The 16,058-nt window shown below is 59.9% G+C and carries 17 protein-coding genes; 8 read left to right on the top strand and 9 right to left on the bottom strand.

Annotated elements, in window-relative coordinates; all coding sequences use genetic code 11:
- Positions 1-34 precede the first annotated feature (34 nt).
- From cgtA to rplU, 3 genes are all read right to left on the bottom strand, one after another.
- Positions 35-1,258: an Obg family GTPase CgtA gene (gene cgtA / locus ABFB52_RS25115; RefSeq protein WP_102686320.1), complete on the bottom strand. Its 1,224-nt coding sequence runs from the start codon at positions 1,256-1,258 to the stop codon at positions 35-37.
- Positions 1,259-1,451: 193 nt separating this feature from the next.
- The gene (rpmA, locus tag ABFB52_RS25120; protein WP_003228360.1) at positions 1,452-1,709 is read right to left on the bottom strand and encodes a 50S ribosomal protein L27; all 258 of its coding nucleotides are present in this window, start codon (positions 1,707-1,709) and stop codon (positions 1,452-1,454) included.
- A 35-nt stretch (positions 1,710-1,744) separates the two neighbouring features.
- A complete protein-coding gene (gene rplU / locus ABFB52_RS25125; RefSeq protein ID WP_003228361.1) occupies positions 1,745-2,056 on the bottom strand; it encodes a 50S ribosomal protein L21 in 312 nt (103 codons plus the stop codon).
- A gap of 241 nt (positions 2,057-2,297) precedes the next feature.
- On the opposite strand from rplU, the gene ABFB52_RS25130 reads away from it, so the two are divergent.
- The 3 genes from ABFB52_RS25130 to ABFB52_RS25140 all read left to right on the top strand — a co-directional run bounded on the left by ABFB52_RS25130 (position 2,298) and on the right by ABFB52_RS25140 (position 4,197).
- Complete coding sequence (locus tag ABFB52_RS25130; RefSeq protein WP_007950962.1) at positions 2,298-3,266, top strand: polyprenyl synthetase family protein; 969 nt, start codon at positions 2,298-2,300, stop codon at positions 3,264-3,266.
- A 124-nt stretch (positions 3,267-3,390) separates the two neighbouring features.
- Positions 3,391-3,732, top strand: coding sequence for a zinc ribbon domain-containing protein YjdM (locus ABFB52_RS25135; RefSeq protein ID WP_007950963.1), 342 nt, complete (start codon positions 3,391-3,393; stop codon positions 3,730-3,732).
- A gap of 207 nt (positions 3,733-3,939) precedes the next feature.
- Positions 3,940-4,197, top strand: a complete 258-nt coding sequence (locus tag ABFB52_RS25140) for a hypothetical protein (protein ID WP_007950964.1) — start codon at positions 3,940-3,942, stop codon at positions 4,195-4,197.
- 49 nt (positions 4,198-4,246) lie between these two features.
- On the opposite strand, the gene ABFB52_RS25145 is transcribed toward ABFB52_RS25140, so the two are convergent.
- From ABFB52_RS25145 to ABFB52_RS25155, 3 genes are all read right to left on the bottom strand, one after another.
- On the bottom strand, positions 4,247-4,864 hold the full coding sequence (locus ABFB52_RS25145) for an FKBP-type peptidyl-prolyl cis-trans isomerase (protein ID WP_007950965.1): 618 nt from the start codon (positions 4,862-4,864) through the stop codon (positions 4,247-4,249).
- A 127-nt stretch (positions 4,865-4,991) separates the two neighbouring features.
- Complete coding sequence (locus tag ABFB52_RS25150; protein WP_074691490.1) at positions 4,992-5,297, bottom strand: DUF6482 family protein; 306 nt, start codon at positions 5,295-5,297, stop codon at positions 4,992-4,994.
- A gap of 135 nt (positions 5,298-5,432) precedes the next feature.
- Positions 5,433-5,921 (bottom strand): TIGR00645 family protein, encoded by a 489-nt coding sequence (locus tag ABFB52_RS25155; RefSeq protein ID WP_007950967.1) that lies wholly within the window; start codon positions 5,919-5,921, stop codon positions 5,433-5,435.
- A gap of 162 nt (positions 5,922-6,083) precedes the next feature.
- Between ABFB52_RS25155 and ABFB52_RS25160 the strand changes: the two genes are divergently transcribed.
- Complete coding sequence (locus tag ABFB52_RS25160) at positions 6,084-7,913, top strand: hypothetical protein (RefSeq protein WP_129972807.1); 1,830 nt, start codon at positions 6,084-6,086, stop codon at positions 7,911-7,913.
- 21 nt (positions 7,914-7,934) lie between these two features.
- On the opposite strand, the gene ABFB52_RS25165 is transcribed toward ABFB52_RS25160, so the two are convergent.
- Both ABFB52_RS25165 and ABFB52_RS25170 read right to left on the bottom strand, forming a co-directional pair.
- Positions 7,935-8,264: a hypothetical protein gene (locus ABFB52_RS25165; RefSeq protein WP_007950969.1), complete on the bottom strand. Its 330-nt coding sequence runs from the start codon at positions 8,262-8,264 to the stop codon at positions 7,935-7,937.
- A gap of 241 nt (positions 8,265-8,505) precedes the next feature.
- Entirely contained in the window at positions 8,506-10,944 is a 2,439-nt protein-coding gene (locus ABFB52_RS25170; RefSeq protein ID WP_085747708.1) for an ATP-binding protein, read from the bottom strand.
- A gap of 301 nt (positions 10,945-11,245) precedes the next feature.
- On the opposite strand from ABFB52_RS25170, the gene ABFB52_RS25175 reads away from it, so the two are divergent.
- The 4 genes from ABFB52_RS25175 to ABFB52_RS25190 all read left to right on the top strand — a co-directional run bounded on the left by ABFB52_RS25175 (position 11,246) and on the right by ABFB52_RS25190 (position 14,686).
- Positions 11,246-11,734, top strand: a complete 489-nt coding sequence (locus tag ABFB52_RS25175) for a DUF3015 domain-containing protein (protein WP_007950971.1) — start codon at positions 11,246-11,248, stop codon at positions 11,732-11,734.
- 92 nt (positions 11,735-11,826) lie between these two features.
- Positions 11,827-13,680: a DUF4105 domain-containing protein gene (locus tag ABFB52_RS25180; protein ID WP_129972806.1), complete on the top strand. Its 1,854-nt coding sequence runs from the start codon at positions 11,827-11,829 to the stop codon at positions 13,678-13,680.
- 84 nt (positions 13,681-13,764) lie between these two features.
- Positions 13,765-14,121 (top strand): hypothetical protein, encoded by a 357-nt coding sequence (locus ABFB52_RS25185; RefSeq protein ID WP_007950973.1) that lies wholly within the window; start codon positions 13,765-13,767, stop codon positions 14,119-14,121.
- Between the two features lie 70 nt (positions 14,122-14,191).
- The gene (locus ABFB52_RS25190; protein WP_085747706.1) at positions 14,192-14,686 is read left to right on the top strand and encodes a GreA/GreB family elongation factor; all 495 of its coding nucleotides are present in this window, start codon (positions 14,192-14,194) and stop codon (positions 14,684-14,686) included.
- A gap of 10 nt (positions 14,687-14,696) precedes the next feature.
- Here ABFB52_RS25190 and gdhA read toward each other — a convergent pair whose 3' ends face one another.
- Positions 14,697-16,034 (bottom strand): NADP-specific glutamate dehydrogenase, encoded by a 1,338-nt coding sequence (gdhA, locus tag ABFB52_RS25195; RefSeq protein WP_129972805.1) that lies wholly within the window; start codon positions 16,032-16,034, stop codon positions 14,697-14,699.
- Positions 16,035-16,058 lie beyond the last annotated feature (24 nt).

Consider the following 16,058-nt stretch of genomic DNA (forward strand, 5'->3'; position numbering starts at 1 on the left):
TCGATTGAGCGGCGCTTAAGTTTACTGCAACGAATCAGTCACGCACGTAAATGATTTCCGGACCGTCTTCGTCATCCACATCTTCTTCGTCCCAGTCATCGTCGCCGATGTCATGGACCGACTTCACGCCGCTGCGACGCAGGGCACGCTTGTCATCCAGCGCCTGCAACTGAGCACGGGCTTCGTCTTCGATGCGCTGATCGAGATCGGCCAGTTCTTCCTTGTAGGCCGGGTCATTGGCCAAACGATCGGCACGATCCTCCAGGTAGCGCATGATATCGCGCGTCAGGCGCTCGGTACCTTCTTTGGCGATGGCAGAGATCACATAGACCGGACCCTCCCACTGCAGACGCTCGACCACTTCCTTGACCCGCTCCTCGTGCTCTTCTTCGAGGATCTGGTCGCACTTGTTCAGCACCAGCCAGCGATCACGCTCAGCCAGCGACGGGCTGAACTTGATCAGCTCGTTGACGATCACTTCAGCGGCGTCCGGCGCACTGCTGTCGTCCAGCGGCGCCATGTCCACGAGGTGCAGCAACAGACGGGTACGCGCCAGGTGCTTGAGGAAACGAATGCCCAGGCCGGCACCGTCGGAAGCGCCTTCGATCAGACCCGGAATGTCAGCAATGACGAAGCTTTTCCAGCGGTCGACGCTGACCACACCCAGGTTCGGCACCAGCGTGGTGAACGGGTAATCGGCGACTTTCGGCTTGGCAGCCGATACCGAACGGATAAAGGTACTTTTACCGGCGTTCGGCAGGCCCAGCAGGCCAACGTCGGCCAGAACCTTCATTTCCAGTTTCAGGTCGCGCTGCTCGCCCGGCTTGCCCGGCGTGGTCTGGCGCGGCGCACGGTTGGTACTGGATTTGAAACGGGTGTTGCCCAGACCGTGCCAGCCGCCCTGCACCACCATCAGTTTCTGACCGGCCTTGGTCAGGTCGCCGATGACTTCCTGGGTGGCGGAGTCGATCACGGTGGTGCCGACCGGCACGCGCAGGATCAGGTCTTCACCCTTCTTGCCGGTGCAGTCGGTGCTGCCGCCGTTGGAGCCACGCTCGGCATCGAAGTGCCGGGTGTAACGGTAGTCCACCAGGGTGTTGAGGTTTTCGTCGGCCATCATGTAGATGGAACCGCCGTCACCGCCATCACCACCGTTCGGACCGCCGTTTTCAATGAATTTTTCCCGACGGAAACTCATGCAGCCATTGCCGCCGTCGCCAGCCTTTACGCGGATCGATACTTCATCAACAAACTTCATAACCAACGCCTCTCGCCGTACGGACGAGCCGAAAAACAATCAAGACATAAGACTCTTGCAAAAATGAGCGCAGCGACCCCAATCCACGACCTGCATCGCACGCCGGCAGCCCATACAAACAGCTTTGCAAGAGACTCACCCCACAAACGAAAAAGCCCCGTCGCAAGACAGGGCTTCTCCAGCACTCTCGCAGTTAGGCTGCGACAACGCTCACGTAACGACGACCGAAGGCGCCTTTTACTTCAAACTTGATCACGCCTTCGATTTTCGCGAAGAGGGTGTGATCCTTACCCATGCCAACGCCGTAGCCAGCGTGGAATTGGGTGCCGCGCTGACGCACGATGATGTTGCCGGCCTTGATGACCTGGCCGCCATACATCTTCACGCCAAGGCGTTTGGCTTCTGAGTCGCGACCGTTACGGGTACTACCACCAGCTTTTTTGTGTGCCATGAGTTCAATTCTCCTAGTGAGGAATTAGGCTGTAATTAAGCCTGAATACCGGTGATTTTGATCTCGGTGAACCACTGGCGGTGGCCCATACGCTTCATGTGGTGCTTACGGCGACGGAACTTGATGATGCGGACTTTATCGTGACGACCTTGGGAGATCACTTCAGCCTTGACGGTTGCGCCAGCAACAACAGGTGCGCCGATGTTCACGTCGTCGCCATTGGCGACCAACAGAACGCGGTCAAAAGTCACGGATTCGCCGGTAGCGACTTCCAGTTTTTCGATCTTCAGGTATTCACCTTCAGCGACCTTGTATTGCTTACCGCCGGTAACGATTACTGCGTACATGGTATTTCTCCGATAATCCTGCTCACCCAGCTCTTTATAAGAAGAGGTATTGGCTGGCATGGCTGCATGGGGCTGGAACGGCCCAAGTGCAATTGCGTAAGGCAGGTGCTGCCCAGGAAGTTCAGGGTGCGCGATTGTACGCAAGCCTTCGAAGTCGTGCAAGGGGCCGTCCATCGCGCCTTGACAGGCCCGGACGTGGGTCCTAGCATGCCGCGCAACCCTTCTGGAGCACCTGTCGCTGATGCAACCCCAAGCTTTCTACCGCGCGGTGGCGGACGATTTTAGCGCCGTCGACGGCATCATCAAGAAGCAGCTGACTTCCCGAGTGCCGCTGGTATCGAAAATCGGCGATTACATCACGTCGGCCGGCGGCAAACGCCTGCGTCCTTTACTGGTGCTGCTGTGTGGCAAGGCCCTGGGTCGCGAAGGCGACGACATGCGCCTGCTGGCCGCCACCATCGAATTCCTGCACACCGCCACCCTGCTGCATGACGACGTGGTCGACATGTCCGGCATGCGCCGTGGCCGTTCGACCGCCAACGCCATGTGGGGCAACGCCCCGAGCGTACTGGTCGGCGACTTCCTGTACTCGCGCTCGTTCGAGATGATGGTCGAACTGGGCTCGATGCCGGTAATGAAGATCCTGTCCCAGGCCACGCGCATCATCGCCGAAGGCGAAGTGCTGCAGCTGTCCAAGGTTCGCGACGCCAGCACCACCGAAGAAACCTACATGGAAGTGATCCGCGGCAAGACCGCGATGCTGTTCGAGGCTTCGACCCACAGCGCCGCTGCGCTGGCCGGTGCCACCGCCGAGCAGAGCGAAGCCCTGCGCACCTTCGGTGACCACCTGGGCGTGGCGTTCCAACTGGTCGACGACCTGCTCGACTACAAAGGCGACGCCGAAACCCTGGGCAAGAACGTCGGTGACGATCTGGCCGAAGGCAAGCCGACCCTGCCGCTGATCTATACCATGCGCGAAGGCACGCCAGAACAAGCCGCACTGGTACGCCAGGCGATCCAGAAAGGCGGGATCGAAGACCTGGAAAGCATCCGCATTGCCGTGGAAGCGTCCGGTTCGCTGGAATACACCGCGCAACTGGCCCGTGACTACGTGGCCCGTGCGATCAAATGCCTCGACGCACTGCCAGCCAGCGAATACCGCGATGCACTGGTTGAGCTGAGCGAATTCGCGGTCGCCCGCACGCACTGATCAACGCCGCATCATAAAAAACCGCAGCCTCCGTTGGAGCCTGCGGTTTTTTGTTGCCTGCCATCAGCGGCTAAAACCCTATACAATGTGCGACTTTTAGCGATCCCCTCTCCAAGGAGCCTTAGTGAGCACGTTGCCACCCTGCCCGAAATGCAATTCCGAATACACCTATGAAGACGGCACCCAACTGGTGTGCCCGGAGTGCGCCCACGAGTGGTCTGCCGGCGGTGAAGCCGAAGTGGCATCCGACGATGCCGTGAAAAAAGATTCGGTCGGTAACGTCCTGCAGGACGGCGACACCATCACCGTGATCAAGGACCTGAAGGTCAAGGGCACCTCGCTGGTGGTCAAGGTCGGCACCAAGGTCAAGAACATCCGCCTGTGCGATGGCGACCACGACATCGACTGCAAGATCGACGGCATCGGCCCGATGAAACTCAAATCCGAATTCGTCAGAAAAGTCTGATTCTGCTGTCTTCCATCCCGCGCCCGCCGTGGGATGGAGCTTCGCCCTCCCCCGCAATCCCCATCAAATCCTCGCGATAGCCAAACGCCAGCCGTTTTGACCTTACGCAATCTTTACCCGCAAAAAATCACAAACCGCCAATAGGCGCTTGCTATTTGACGAATAAGAATTATTCTCATTGAAACCCTTTCAATGGAGATGAGACCCATGACTTATTTGATCGACGCCTGGCTGGATCGCCCGCACCCGTACCTCAGGATCCTGCATCGGGAAACCGGTGAAGTCTGCGCCGTACTGGAAGAAGAAGCCCTGCACGAGTTGCAGGATCAAGGGGATCTGGACGTCAGCGGCCTGAGTTCCAGCGAGCCCTTGGTGCTCAAGGAGCTGGTGCGCAATCTGTTCCTGTTCTGCTATGCCCGGGCCTTGCGCCCGACCAGTGAACTGCACAACAAGATCGAAGTATGAGATCGGCGGAGAAACCCTGCACAAGCCACGCTTGTGCAGGGTAACGGGATTACAGAACGTCGAGCAGCTCGACGTCGAACACCAGAACGCTGTGCGGCGGGATGCTGCCAACGCCTTGAGCGCCGTAAGCCAGTTCGCTCGGCACGTACAGACGCCATTTGCTGCCGGCATTCATCAGTTGCAGGGCTTCGGTCCAGCCAGCGATAACGCCACCGACCGGGAATTCAGCCGGCTGGCCACGCTCATAGGAGCTGTCGAACACAGTGCCGTCGATCAGCGTGCCGTGGTAGTGAGTACGCACGGTGTCTTCACGGGATGGCTTGGCGCCTTCACCTTGAGTCAGCACTTCGAACTGCAGGCCGGAAGCCAGCGTGGTGATGCCTTCTTTCTTGGCGTTTTCAGCCAAAAATGCCAGGCCTTCGCCAGCGGCGGCTTCAGCCTTGGCAGCGGCTTCGGCTTGCATGATCTCGCGGATCACCTTGAAGCTGGCGGACATGGCTTCCTGGCTTACACGGCTTTCCTTACCGGCGAAGGCGTCGGTCAGGCCGGCCAGGATGGCGTCCAGGCTGACACCCGGTGGCGGGTTGTCGCGCAGCTGGTCACCCAGCTGACGGCCGATACCGTAGCTGACGCGGGTTTCGTCGGTGGACAGATTTACTTCGGACATGACACTGCTCCGCTGTGCGGACGGCCTCAGGACATGCCGTGCGTACACAGCGCGTCCCGGCGCGCCCGGAACCAAAAGGGCGAGCAGACTAGCACAGATGTTCCGGCATTGATCAGGCCCCGGGGGCCTACAGCGCGGATCGCCAGGCCAGCGGCACCTTCAGGCTTTCTTCGCCACTGGCACCAAGACCGCACATTTCATCGTGCACCGAGGTGTGCACCAGGTTGAACGGCAGTACCGGCAAGTTATGCAGCACATCCCGGGCATGTTCAACCGAACGCAGCGTCAGCATTTTCCCCTGCGGATCGCTCAGCGGATACGCCGCACCATGCATCCGGGCCTCCAGCAGATAGATCCCGCCTTCCATGGAGATCAGGTTCAGTTCGTCGACCTTTCTGGCGACGGCAAACGCATTCAACTCTTGCAGGTTCATAAACGCACCTCACGCGGTGGCGAGCCTTGAGACCTACAGGGATAGGCCTTGGCCGATCAAAGCACAAGCCACAAACGACACCGCCCGTCTGTTTCGCAACAGACGGGCGGTTTTGTTACAGCAATCGTCAGCTCATCAGTGCTTGGTGAGCTTGTCCAGATAACCCATGGCAAACGCCGAGATCACGAAGGTCATGTGGATGATCACGTACCACATCAGGTGCTCGGGATCGACGTTCTTGGCATCCATGAAGATCCGCAGCAGGTGGATCGAGGAGATCGCCACGATCGACGCCGCCACTTTCATCTTCAGCGACGAGGAGTCCATGGTGCCCAGCCAGCTGAGCTTCTCTTTGCCTTCATCGATGTTCAGCTCGGACACGAAGTTTTCGTAGCCGGAAATCATCACCATCACCAGCAAGCCGCCAACCAGCGCCATGTCGATCAGCGACAGCAACACCAGAATCAGCTCGGACTCGGCCATGGAGAAGACGTTGGGAATGACATGAAACACTTCCTGGAAGAATTTCAATGCCAGCGCCAGCAGCCCGAGGGACAGCCCGATGTAGATCGGCGCCAGCAGCCAGCGCGTGGCGTACATTGCATTTTCGATAAAGCGTTCCATTGACTCTCACACAAGAAGGGTTGAAATCGGCGGCGAGTATACCAGCCGCCCATGACAGCCAGAAACCGCCCGGAAATCCGCCACCTGCGTGTGTGTGTCAAAGTTTTTCTGCTAGTGTCCAAACCATTGACAGCCCAGCGACAGTGCACAGGAAGACTGGAAATGGATGTGCGATTGCCGATATCGACTGCCGGAATTTGTTTCGCCCTGTTGCTTGGCGGTTGTTCGCCCGGCGATGAAAAACCCGCCGTCAGTCTCGAAGAAAAGACTGCGCAGTTCGAGCAGTCGCTGGACGCCATCACCGACCCCAAACTCAAGGACGCCGTAACCGAACTCGGCGGCTCGCTGTTGTTGCTCGAACGCGCGCAACAGAAGCTCGACAACAAACCGCCCCGCACCGAATACGGCGAAGACGCCCTCGGCGTACTCCGGCATTACCCGACACCCCAGGCGCTGGTCGACACGTTCATCAATGGCCTGTTCGTGCTGCACAAGGATTCCAGCTCCGATTACCTCACCGATCTGCAACCGGTGTTCCCCTTCGTGCTCAACATCCCCGGCGGCTTTCTGTTCCCCCATGGCGTGGAGTGGCACTCGGTCACCCTGAGCAACAAACGGGTGATCGCCTATCAGCCGGAATGGTCGGAAACCGATCCGGGCATTCAGTTGAGTCCGTCCAGCTCCAACGTCACCAACCCCGATGACCTGACCGTCACCTACCCGTTCATCGAAGGGCTGAATGTCGACAAGAAGAACCTGCCGCGTCCGGTCAGCCTGCAAGGCCAGGTGGAAGTCATCGCCCCGAAACGCCTGCACAGTTTCAATCTGGATAAAAAGGACGTCGGCCAGACCCGCTCCGACGGCAATCTCAGCGTAACCCTGCTGAAACTGGACACGCACTACGCCGAACTCGAGTTCAGCAACCAGCTGCCGCTCGCCCCGGAAGTCGCCAACATCCGACTCAATCCGTTGATCGTCCAGGCCCGCGACTCGACGGGCCAGTATCTGGTGCGTGCCGGCGCCATCAACGAAAATCCCGAGCAGGTGGCGTTCTATCAAAAACAGCTGGCGTACCTGCAACAGCAAAAAGCCTGGAGCGATACGCTCGAAAAGAAGCTGGACGATGAACAACAGGCCTTTGAACAGCAGCATCCGCGCCACTACAACAAGGTGTACTTCAACGGCCCGATCGACAGCCTCGAAGTCAGCCTGCTGGATTTTTCCGAAGCGACCGTCACCCGCAAAGCTCTGGATCTGCCCGTGCGCGAATTCGATCCGCACACCACGGAAAAAACCGTTCAGCCGCTCGACCTGCCGATCACTGTCTACGACGATCAGGCGCCCGAATGGCTCAAAGGCGCGTCCCTGACTGAAGAACAGCTGAAAAGCGGCGTTCATATCCGCCAGTCGGTTGAAGAGCCGAGCGCCGCGCGCATCGAATTCGACCACCGCAAAACCTTCAACGATGAAATGCTCGGCGACGACTTCAGCCCCGGCGAAAGCCCGGTGACGTTCTTCACGGAAAAGCACAACGGCAAACTCGACGAGCCGATCGAACTGCCGCCCGAGGCGTATCAGGTCGATCCACTACAGGCGACCATCACATACGACCTGAACCTGTTCCCGGAAACCCCGGCGATTGCCGTCGGCTCGATGCCCTTGTTCCTGGCCACGGTGGACAAACAGGTTTATGAAGCCAAGGCCCTGCCCAAGGGTCTGGAAATCAGGAACAACGCGTTGGTGGTGGATTTGAAGCGATACCCGGCCAACGAATGGCGATTCTTCGTCAAGGACGACAGCGGTCATTACCTGAAGCAGATTCTGTCGGTCAGCCACGACGCGAGCGCCGAAGGGCCGGCGTTATTCGGCGTGCATTATTTCTACGGCCGTCCGACGCGCGTGGAAACCTACCAGCGAACCGACCTCGCCACCGTGCAATACGGCTTTGAGGTCAAACTCGACAAAGCGCAGACCCAGGGCGCTGCACCCTGATCGACACTGATGATCGGCACTCTAGTGATCGAAAGTGCCGATGCTGCGTCCGCGTCCACCGTTGATCTGCCGCAACTGCGCCTGCAGATGCAACGACCAGATCTGTGGATCATTGGCCAGCTCATAGCCATGCATCGTCAGGCTTTCAACGATGGTGTCGAGAATCGACTCGGCGGCGATCGGCCCGTGAAACGGGCCCTGGGCCTTGATGGCGGAAGGTTGTTCACCGGCCATGCCGGCGGCGAAGAGCAACGTCCACATGCCGTTATCGCCGGCCAACGGCTTGATGGCGCATTCGATACGGGTCACGAGACCCAGGCATTGACGGGTAAGACAGAGGTTGCGCGACATGGCGGCGACCCTCGGTAAAGCCGGTGTTCAGCCCTTGCTGAAGAGCTGTTTCGATCCAGTGATACTGTCGATGTCCTTGAGCAGAGAATAGAAGAAAAGTCCGGCGCGCAAGCCGCACAGAACCAGAAGGCGCCGAATGGTCATTGTGTGAATATTGACGCCAGAGTGATGGCACTTTTGCCGACGTTCGCGACAAAACAAAAACGGGAGCCAAGGCTCCCGTTTTTTGACTGCCGCTGACTCAGGCCGGCTTGGCCTCCGCCAGCGCCTCCTGCGCCAGTTCCTTCTCGGCCTCTTTCAGATCCTCTTCGCTGATCATCTCGGCAATCACCCGCAGGCGCTCCACCACCCGCGCGTTGACGCTGCCCTCCGGGAATTCGCCCTCTTCGTTCGGCTCACCGGCCGGCTCGCCCACCAGCAGGCTCAACGCTTCGTCGGCCTGACGCACCGCGTAAACGTGGAACTGCCCGGCACGCACCGCCGCCAGTACTTTCTCATCGAGCATCAACGTTGCGACGTTGGCCTGCGGAATGATCGCGCCTTGCTCGCCCGTCAGCCCGCGTGCTTCGCAGAGACGGAAGAAGCCTTCGATCTTCTCGTTGACCCCGCCCACCGCCTGCACTTCACCGAACTGGTTGATCGAGCCGGTGATCGCGAAGCACTGCTTGAGCGGGGTTTTCGACAACGCCGAAATCAGCGTGCACGCCTCGCCCAGCGACGCACTGTCGCCATCGACGTAGCCGTAGGATTGCTCGAGCGCGATGCTCGCGGAAATCGCCAGCGGGAATTCCTGGGCGTAACGGCTGCCCAGATACCCGGTGAGGATCATCACGCCCTTGGAGTGAATCGGCTGGCCAAGGTTGACCTCGCGCTCGATGTCGACGATGCCGCTGCCGCCCGGGTACACCGTGGCGGAAATCCGCGCCGGCACACCAAACGCCGAGTCGCCGACTTCGAGCACGGTCAGCCCGTTGCACTTGCCGACTGCGGCGCCGTCGGTGTCGATCAGAATGATCCCCGCCAGCATGTCATCGAGAATCCGCGCCGACACCCGACCGGTACGAGTAGCCTTGGCCTTCAGGGCACGCTCGATGTGGCCGGCGTCGGTCATTTCATCGTTGGCCAGATGCCGGATGAAATCCGCCTCGCTGACCAGCTGGAACAAATCGCCGATCCGCGCCGACAAACGCCCCTGGTGTTCGGCCAGACGCGCACTGTAAGTCGCCAGACGCGCCACCGCGTCGGCGGTCAGCGGCGCCATGCCTTCTTCCGAAGTACGGGTTTTCAGCAACTGGGCGAACTGCTCCAGGCTTTCGTCGACCATCGGGATGTCTTCGTCGAAGTCCACCAGAACGCGGAACATCTCCTGGAAGTCCGGATCGAGGTCCTGCAACGTGTAATACAGCTGACGGGCGCCGATGATGATCACTTTGACCTGCAACGGAATGTGCTGCGGGTTGAGCGTCACGGTGGCGAAACGGCCCATCTCGCCCAGCGGCGATTCCATCTTCAGCTTGCGCGATTGCAGGGCGCGCTTGAGCGCATCCCACACGAACGGCTCGCCGAGCATTTTTTCCGCTTCAAGAATCAGGAAACCGCCGTTGGCGCGGTGCAGTGCACCCGGACGCAACTGGCGATAGGTGGTGTAGAGCGCGCCTTGATCGGTGGTGTACTCGATACGGCCGAACAGGTTTTCGTAGGTCGGATGCGGCTCGAACACCACCGGCGCACCGCCGCTGGCCGGATGACCAACCACCAGACTCGGGGCGTATTGCTCTTCCAGCAGCTTGCGGGCGACGGCGTCGGTCTTGCTGTCATCGACCAGTTGCTCGACCACGGTTTTCAGCAGATAGACCTGCATCGCTTGCAGGTAACCGCAGACGGCAGCGTTTTCCGCGTACTTCTCCGACAGCGGTGCGAGCAAGGGCTGCAAGGCCAGGGTGATGGTTTCTTCGTTGAGCTGACGCAGTTGGTTGCTCGACTCGCGCTTCCACTGCGGCAGGCTGGCGAGTTCTTCGTTCAGGCGTTCTTCGAGGCCGGAAATATCGTCGTGAAAGCGTTCGCGCTCGGCTTCCGGCAACTGGGCGAATTCGGCTTCGTCCAGCGCCTTGCCTTCAAGCATCGGGGTGAAGGCGATGTTGCTGCTGTCGCGGTACAGGGCGACGTCTTTTTCCAGGGCCAGACGTTCGATGACGTCCAGCGCCTTGTCGTAGCGCTGGTTGAAGGCGCGGTCGATGGCGCTCTTCTTCTGCTGGTAGGACGGGTGTTCGAACACCGCAGGAAAGGTCGCCAGCAGGTTATCGATCAGGCCGTTGATATCGCCGATGAAGGCACCCGCGCTGCCCGACGGCAATTCCAGGGCGCGGGGCTCGCGCGGCTCATCGAAATTGTTGACGTAGACCCAGTCCGCCGGGGTCTGCAGGCGTTTGCCTTCGGCCTTCAGGTAGCGTTTGACGAACGAGAAACGGCCGGTGCCGGGCTCGCCCATGACGAATACGTTGTAACCGGGGCGTGGCATGGCCACACCGAACTGCAAGGCTTCGACCGCACGTTCCTGGCCGAGCACACCGCGAAAGGGCTCCAGATCATTGGTGGTAGTGAAGCTGAACTGTTCAGCGGAAAACGGACGGGTCAGCGCTTCGGGCGCTAGACGCAAGCTGGCAGCAACAGGATCAGGCATCGGGCTTCCTTAACAATCAGGCGGGGCAGATAGCGGCATTCTGGCGCTGCCCGAGCCCCACTGGCAAGGCGCGCCACACGACAAAGCATAGACATCCGGCCAACCATGACCCAGCCCCAGTGAAACCGGGGTTATCACCAAATCTTTTGTAAAAAATCACGGAACCCCGGGAACGTGCCTAAACTCCAAACTGCGCGGCTGGAACTAATACCGGCCCACTGGCTTCGTTTTGATCTGTTTCGTACAGAGCTTGGGGGGCCAGAACCCTGTCCATTGGTATGCACATAAAGAGAACAAAGCTATGAAACGGATTCTTCTCGGTACTCTCTTCACCGCTGTATCCATCAACGCAATGGCGCAAGCTCCAGGCGGCCCGGATTGCGGTTGGGGCAACATGCTGTTCGAAGGTCAGCGTGGCACTCCGGCTCACTTCCTGGCATCCACCACCAACGGCACCTCCGGCAACGCCACGTTCGGCATGACGTCCGGCACCAACGGTTGCTCCACCAACGCTTCGCTGACCTATGGCGGCAAATCCTGGTTTGCCATGAATGGCATGATGAACGAGCTGTCCGAAGACATGGCAAAAGGCAACGGCGAAGCGCTGACGACCTATGCCGTGGTACTGGGCGTGGCGCCGGAAGACCGTGCGCACTTCGCCGCCGTCACTCACGAGCACTTCCAGCAGATCTTCAGCAAGGCTGACGTGACCGCTGAAGACGTGCATACCAACACCCTGGCCGTTCTGAAGGCAGACCCACGTCTGGCCAAGTACGCGACTCAGGCTTAAGCTCGACCCACCCGCTTCTTTCGGGAAGCGGGTTTTATTTTTTCGGCCCGCCCTCCTTGGGTCTTTGTTTCTTTCGACTTAAGTTGCCATTTATGCTCAAACGCCTTGCCTGGTTGGCGCTGTGTGTCTGCGCCCCGCTGTCCGCCGCGCCTCACATCGACCCTCAACGTTTGCAGCAACTGGCCAACGACCGCTTCTGGATTTCCCTAGGTCATTACGAAACCGCCAAGCTCGGTGGCTGGCGCAGCTACGTCAGCGACAAAAAATTCTTTCTTGCCCCCGATGGCAACGAACACCCCGACCACGAACTGGCCGCCACCGTGCAAGCGCTGTACGCCCCGGCCAGTCTCGGTGAGCAACACGCCCAGTGCGTTTACCCGGCACGCACCCGCTGGTTGAAAGATCAACTCAACCTGACCGACCTGCCGACGCCGGACTGCGCCGAATTCAAGAAATGGTTCAAGGACGTCTCGCCCCACAGCGCGGTGATGATTTTCCCGGCGGCCTACCTCAACAGCCCGTCGTCGATGTTCGGCCACACCCTGCTACGCATCGACCAGGCTGACGTACAAAGCGACAAGACTTCGTTGCTCAGTTACGCGATCAACTTCGGTGCCTACATTGAAGGTTCGGACAACAGCATCCTGTACGCCTGGAAAGGCCTGATGGGCGGGTATCCGGGGCTGTTCGCGCTGGTGCCCTATCAGGAAAAACTCTCGGAATACCGCAGCCTGGAAAACCGCGATCTGTGGGAATACCGGCTCAATCTGACGCAAGCCGAAACCGCGCGAATGGTCGAGCATGTGTGGGAGCTGAAGCAGATCCAGTTCGATTACTTCTTCTTCGATGAAAACTGCTCCTATCGCCTGCTGGAACTGTTGCAGGTGGCGCGCCCGAGCCTGCGCCTGACCGAGCAATTCCCGCTGACGGCGATCCCCACCGACACCGTCAAAGCGGTGAAGGAAGCCGGGCTGGTCGAGCACATCGAATATCGTCCGTCCCGCGAGCGCGAACTGCTCAGCCGTGCCGAGCCCTTGAGCGGCGAAGAACAGGACTGGGTGCTGAAAGTCAGCGCCGACCAGCAGCAATTGCAGGATCCAGCCTTCCAGGCCCTGCCCCGGGATCGCCAGGCGCTGATTGTTGACGCGGCGTATCGGCTGGAGCGCTACCGCGCCAATGGCCAGGAGCGTGATCCACAGCGGGCGCAGCGCAGTTTCGAACTGCTGCGGGCGATCAACAAGAACCCGGCGCCGGAGCTGCAAATTCCACAACCGGGTCTGCCCGAGGACGGCCATGAATCGCGCACCTGGCAGGCCGGTCTCGGCACTCGGGGTGACCGCGCATTCGGCGAGTACGGCTTGCGCATGGCCTATCACGACCTCAACGACAACGCCGAGAGTTTCCCCCTCGGTGCGCAGATCGAAATCCTTCAGATGAAGCTGCGCCAGTACGAAGGCAATCACTGGCAGTTCCAGCAACTGGATCTGGCGACCATCCGCTCGCTGACGCCGCGCAACGCGCTGTTGCAGCCGCTGTCGTGGCAGGTCACCGGTGGTCTTGAGCGTGTACCGGGCAAGCATGATGACGAGACGCTGGTCAGCCACGTCAACGGTGGCGGCGGCGGAACCTGGGCGTTGGGTGACGATGTGCTGGGTTTTGCCCTCGGCACGGTGCGCGTTGAACACAATAATGATTTCGCCGAGTTCGTTTCCCCCGCCGGCGGTTTCAATACCGGCCTGTTGTGGAAAAACCCGCTGGGCAATCTCAGCCTGGAGGCCAAAGGCGATTACTTCTTCAATGGTGAAGTGCGCCGTAGCCTGAGTCTGAACCAGCAGTGGGAATTGTCGCGCAACCTCGGCCTGCGCCTGAGTGCCCAGCGCGAGTTCAGCCACCTGGCAACGCCGGAGACCGAGGTGATGCTGGAAGTGAAGTGGTATCACTACTGAGGTTTTGATCTTTCTTTCACGCTCCATCGACGAATCCGCTTCTAGACTTTCCCTATCAGCCGTTTGACGGCCGGGGAGAGTGTGATGTGGCGGTGTGCGGTTTTTGCGGGCGTGTTGCTGTTGCTGGGCGGCTGTCAGAGCACCCACGAAGATCTGATTGCCAAGGGTTATCCACCGGCGTTCGCCGACGGTTTCGATGACGGGTGCATCAGCGGTCGCCAGGCGGCCGGCTCGATCAGCGGCGAGTTTCGCAAGAACGTGCCGCGTTATCTCAAGGACAAGCAATACGCCGAGGGCTGGAGCGACGGCTTCCGTCAGTGTCAGGCGATGCTGGAAAACAAGGATCGCGAACAGTATCGCAACGAGCACTGGGACGAACGCGAGCGCGCCTGGCAGCAGGAAAAGGATCAGGGCGCAGCGCGGGCCTATCGTTCACAGTAGGTCGCTTCCAGACATCCAGCGAAACCTTTTGCCTGCGACCATGGCCCAACGGCTATAACAGGAGCCCACCATGAGTCGCGCTTTCGTCAACGAAGACAACGCCGCTGCGCAAGCCGATCAGCCGGTCGAACGGCAGGTCAGCACGCTGCCCAATTACGTCACGCCGCAAGGCCTTGCCCAGTTGCAGGCGAAAGTCGCCGAGCTGCAAAGCCTGCACGCCGAACAATCCGCCAAGGGCGAACAGGCCGACAAGCAGCGGCTGGCCGATCTCGAACGGGATTTGCGTTATTTCAATCAACGGGTCGGCAGCGCTCAGGTCGCGCCGGCCCCAACGTCGAACGACAAGGTGCAGATCGGCAGTTGGGTGACCTACGCCGACGAACACGACACCGAGCGTCGGGTGCAACTGGTCGGCGAGGATCAGGCTGATGCGGCCAACGGGCTGATCAACTGGGCTTCACCGCTGGGCCGCGCGCTGCTTGGCGCGCGGCTCAACGATGAAGTGCTTTGGCAGCGCCCGGCCGGTGATCAACTGATTGAAGTGATCCGCATCGAGCGCTCTTGAGCACCGTTGCTTAAACCACGCCTTGCGCCAGCATCGCGTCGGCGACTTTGACGAAGCCCGCGATGTTCGCGCCTTTGACGTAGTTGATCCGGCCGTTTTCCTCACCGTAATGCACGCAGGCGTGGTGGATCGACTGCATGATTCCGTGCAGCTTGCTGTCCACCTCGCCGCCGGTCCACAGCAGGCGCATGGCGTTCTGCGACATTTCCAGACCGCTCACCGCCACGCCGCCGGCATTCGATGCCTTGCCCGGCGCGAACAGAATGCCGGCTTCGATAAAGAGATCCACAGCCTCGAGGGTGGTCGGCATGTTCGCGCCTTCGGCCACGCAGATGCAGCCGTTGCGCAGCAAGGTGCGGGCGGATTCCGCGTCGAGTTCGTTCTGGGTCGCGCATGGCAGCGCGATGTCGCACGGCAACGACCATGGCAATTGACCGGCGCGGAACTCCAGGCCGAATGCCGCCGCCAATTCGCTGATCCGTCCGCGCTTGACGTTCTTCAGTTCCAGCAGCGCCAGCCACTGTTCTTCGCTCAGGCCCACCTCGCAATAGAGCGTGCCTTCGGAGTCGGACAGGGAAATCACCTTGCCGCCCAGGTCCATCACTTTGCGAGCCGCGTATTGCGCGACGTTGCCGGAACCGGAGATCGCCACGCGCTTGCCTTCGACGGTCTGTTCGCGGCGCTTGAGCATTTCCTCGGCGAAGTACACGCAACCGAAACCGGTGGCTTCCGGGCGGATCAGGCTGCCGCCATAGGTCATGCCTTTTCCGGTCAGCACGCTGGTGAACTGGTTGTTCAGGCGTTTGTACTGGCCGAACAGGAAACCGATCTCTCGTGCGCCGACACCGATATCACCGGCCGGCACGTCCACGTCGGCACCGATGTGGCGGTACAGCTCGCTCATGAACGCCTGGCAGAAACGCATGACTTCGGCGTCGCTCTTGCCCTTCGGATCGAAGTCCGAGCCACCCTTGCCGCCGCCCATGGGCAATGAGGTGAGGGAGTTCTTGAAGGTCTGTTCGAAGGCGAGGAATTTCAGCACGCCCAAGTTCACCGAAGGATGGAAGCGCAAACCGCCCTTGTATGGGCCGATAGCGCTGTTCATCTGGATGCGGAAACCGCGATTGACCTGGACCTTGCCCTGATCGTCGACCCACGACACGCGGAACACCACCGCCCGCTCCGGCTCGCAGATGCGCTCCAGAATTCCCGAGGTCAGATAGTGCGGATTGGCTTCGAGAAACGGCCACAGGCTGCGCAGGACTTCTTCGACGGCCTGGTGGAATTCGGGTTGATCCGGATCGCGTTTTTTCAGACGGGCGAGGAAGGATTCGACGGATTCGATCATGGGAAAATTCTCGGCAGATTTGTT

Source organism: Pseudomonas sp. 9.2(2024), assembly GCF_039695385.1.
Taxonomy (GTDB): domain Bacteria; phylum Pseudomonadota; class Gammaproteobacteria; order Pseudomonadales; family Pseudomonadaceae; genus Aquipseudomonas; species Aquipseudomonas paraglycinae.

What these genes read in the sequence shown, in the direction of transcription:
- cgtA (WP_102686320.1), bottom strand. Translation starts at nt 1,258, where the DNA reads ATGAAGTTTGTTGATGAAGTATCGATCCGCGTAAAGGCTGGCGACGGC.
- rpmA (WP_003228360.1), bottom strand. Translation starts at nt 1,709, where the DNA reads ATGGCACACAAAAAAGCTGGTGGTAGTACCCGTAACGGTCGCGACTCA.
- rplU (WP_003228361.1), bottom strand. Translation starts at nt 2,056, where the DNA reads ATGTACGCAGTAATCGTTACCGGCGGTAAGCAATACAAGGTCGCTGAA.
- ABFB52_RS25130 (WP_007950962.1), top strand. Translation starts at nt 2,298, where the DNA reads ATGCAACCCCAAGCTTTCTACCGCGCGGTGGCGGACGATTTTAGCGCC.
- ABFB52_RS25140 (WP_007950964.1), top strand. Translation starts at nt 3,940, where the DNA reads ATGACTTATTTGATCGACGCCTGGCTGGATCGCCCGCACCCGTACCTC.
- ABFB52_RS25145 (WP_007950965.1), bottom strand. Translation starts at nt 4,864, where the DNA reads ATGTCCGAAGTAAATCTGTCCACCGACGAAACCCGCGTCAGCTACGGT.
- ABFB52_RS25150 (WP_074691490.1), bottom strand. Translation starts at nt 5,297, where the DNA reads ATGAACCTGCAAGAGTTGAATGCGTTTGCCGTCGCCAGAAAGGTCGAC.
- ABFB52_RS25155 (WP_007950967.1), bottom strand. Translation starts at nt 5,921, where the DNA reads ATGGAACGCTTTATCGAAAATGCAATGTACGCCACGCGCTGGCTGCTG.
- ABFB52_RS25160 (WP_129972807.1), top strand. Translation starts at nt 6,084, where the DNA reads ATGGATGTGCGATTGCCGATATCGACTGCCGGAATTTGTTTCGCCCTG.
- ABFB52_RS25165 (WP_007950969.1), bottom strand. Translation starts at nt 8,264, where the DNA reads ATGTCGCGCAACCTCTGTCTTACCCGTCAATGCCTGGGTCTCGTGACC.
- ABFB52_RS25170 (WP_085747708.1), bottom strand. Translation starts at nt 10,944, where the DNA reads ATGCCTGATCCTGTTGCTGCCAGCTTGCGTCTAGCGCCCGAAGCGCTG.
- ABFB52_RS25175 (WP_007950971.1), top strand. Translation starts at nt 11,246, where the DNA reads ATGAAACGGATTCTTCTCGGTACTCTCTTCACCGCTGTATCCATCAAC.
- ABFB52_RS25180 (WP_129972806.1), top strand. Translation starts at nt 11,827, where the DNA reads ATGCTCAAACGCCTTGCCTGGTTGGCGCTGTGTGTCTGCGCCCCGCTG.
- ABFB52_RS25185 (WP_007950973.1), top strand. Translation starts at nt 13,765, where the DNA reads ATGTGGCGGTGTGCGGTTTTTGCGGGCGTGTTGCTGTTGCTGGGCGGC.
- ABFB52_RS25190 (WP_085747706.1), top strand. Translation starts at nt 14,192, where the DNA reads ATGAGTCGCGCTTTCGTCAACGAAGACAACGCCGCTGCGCAAGCCGAT.
- gdhA (WP_129972805.1), bottom strand. Translation starts at nt 16,034, where the DNA reads ATGATCGAATCCGTCGAATCCTTCCTCGCCCGTCTGAAAAAACGCGAT.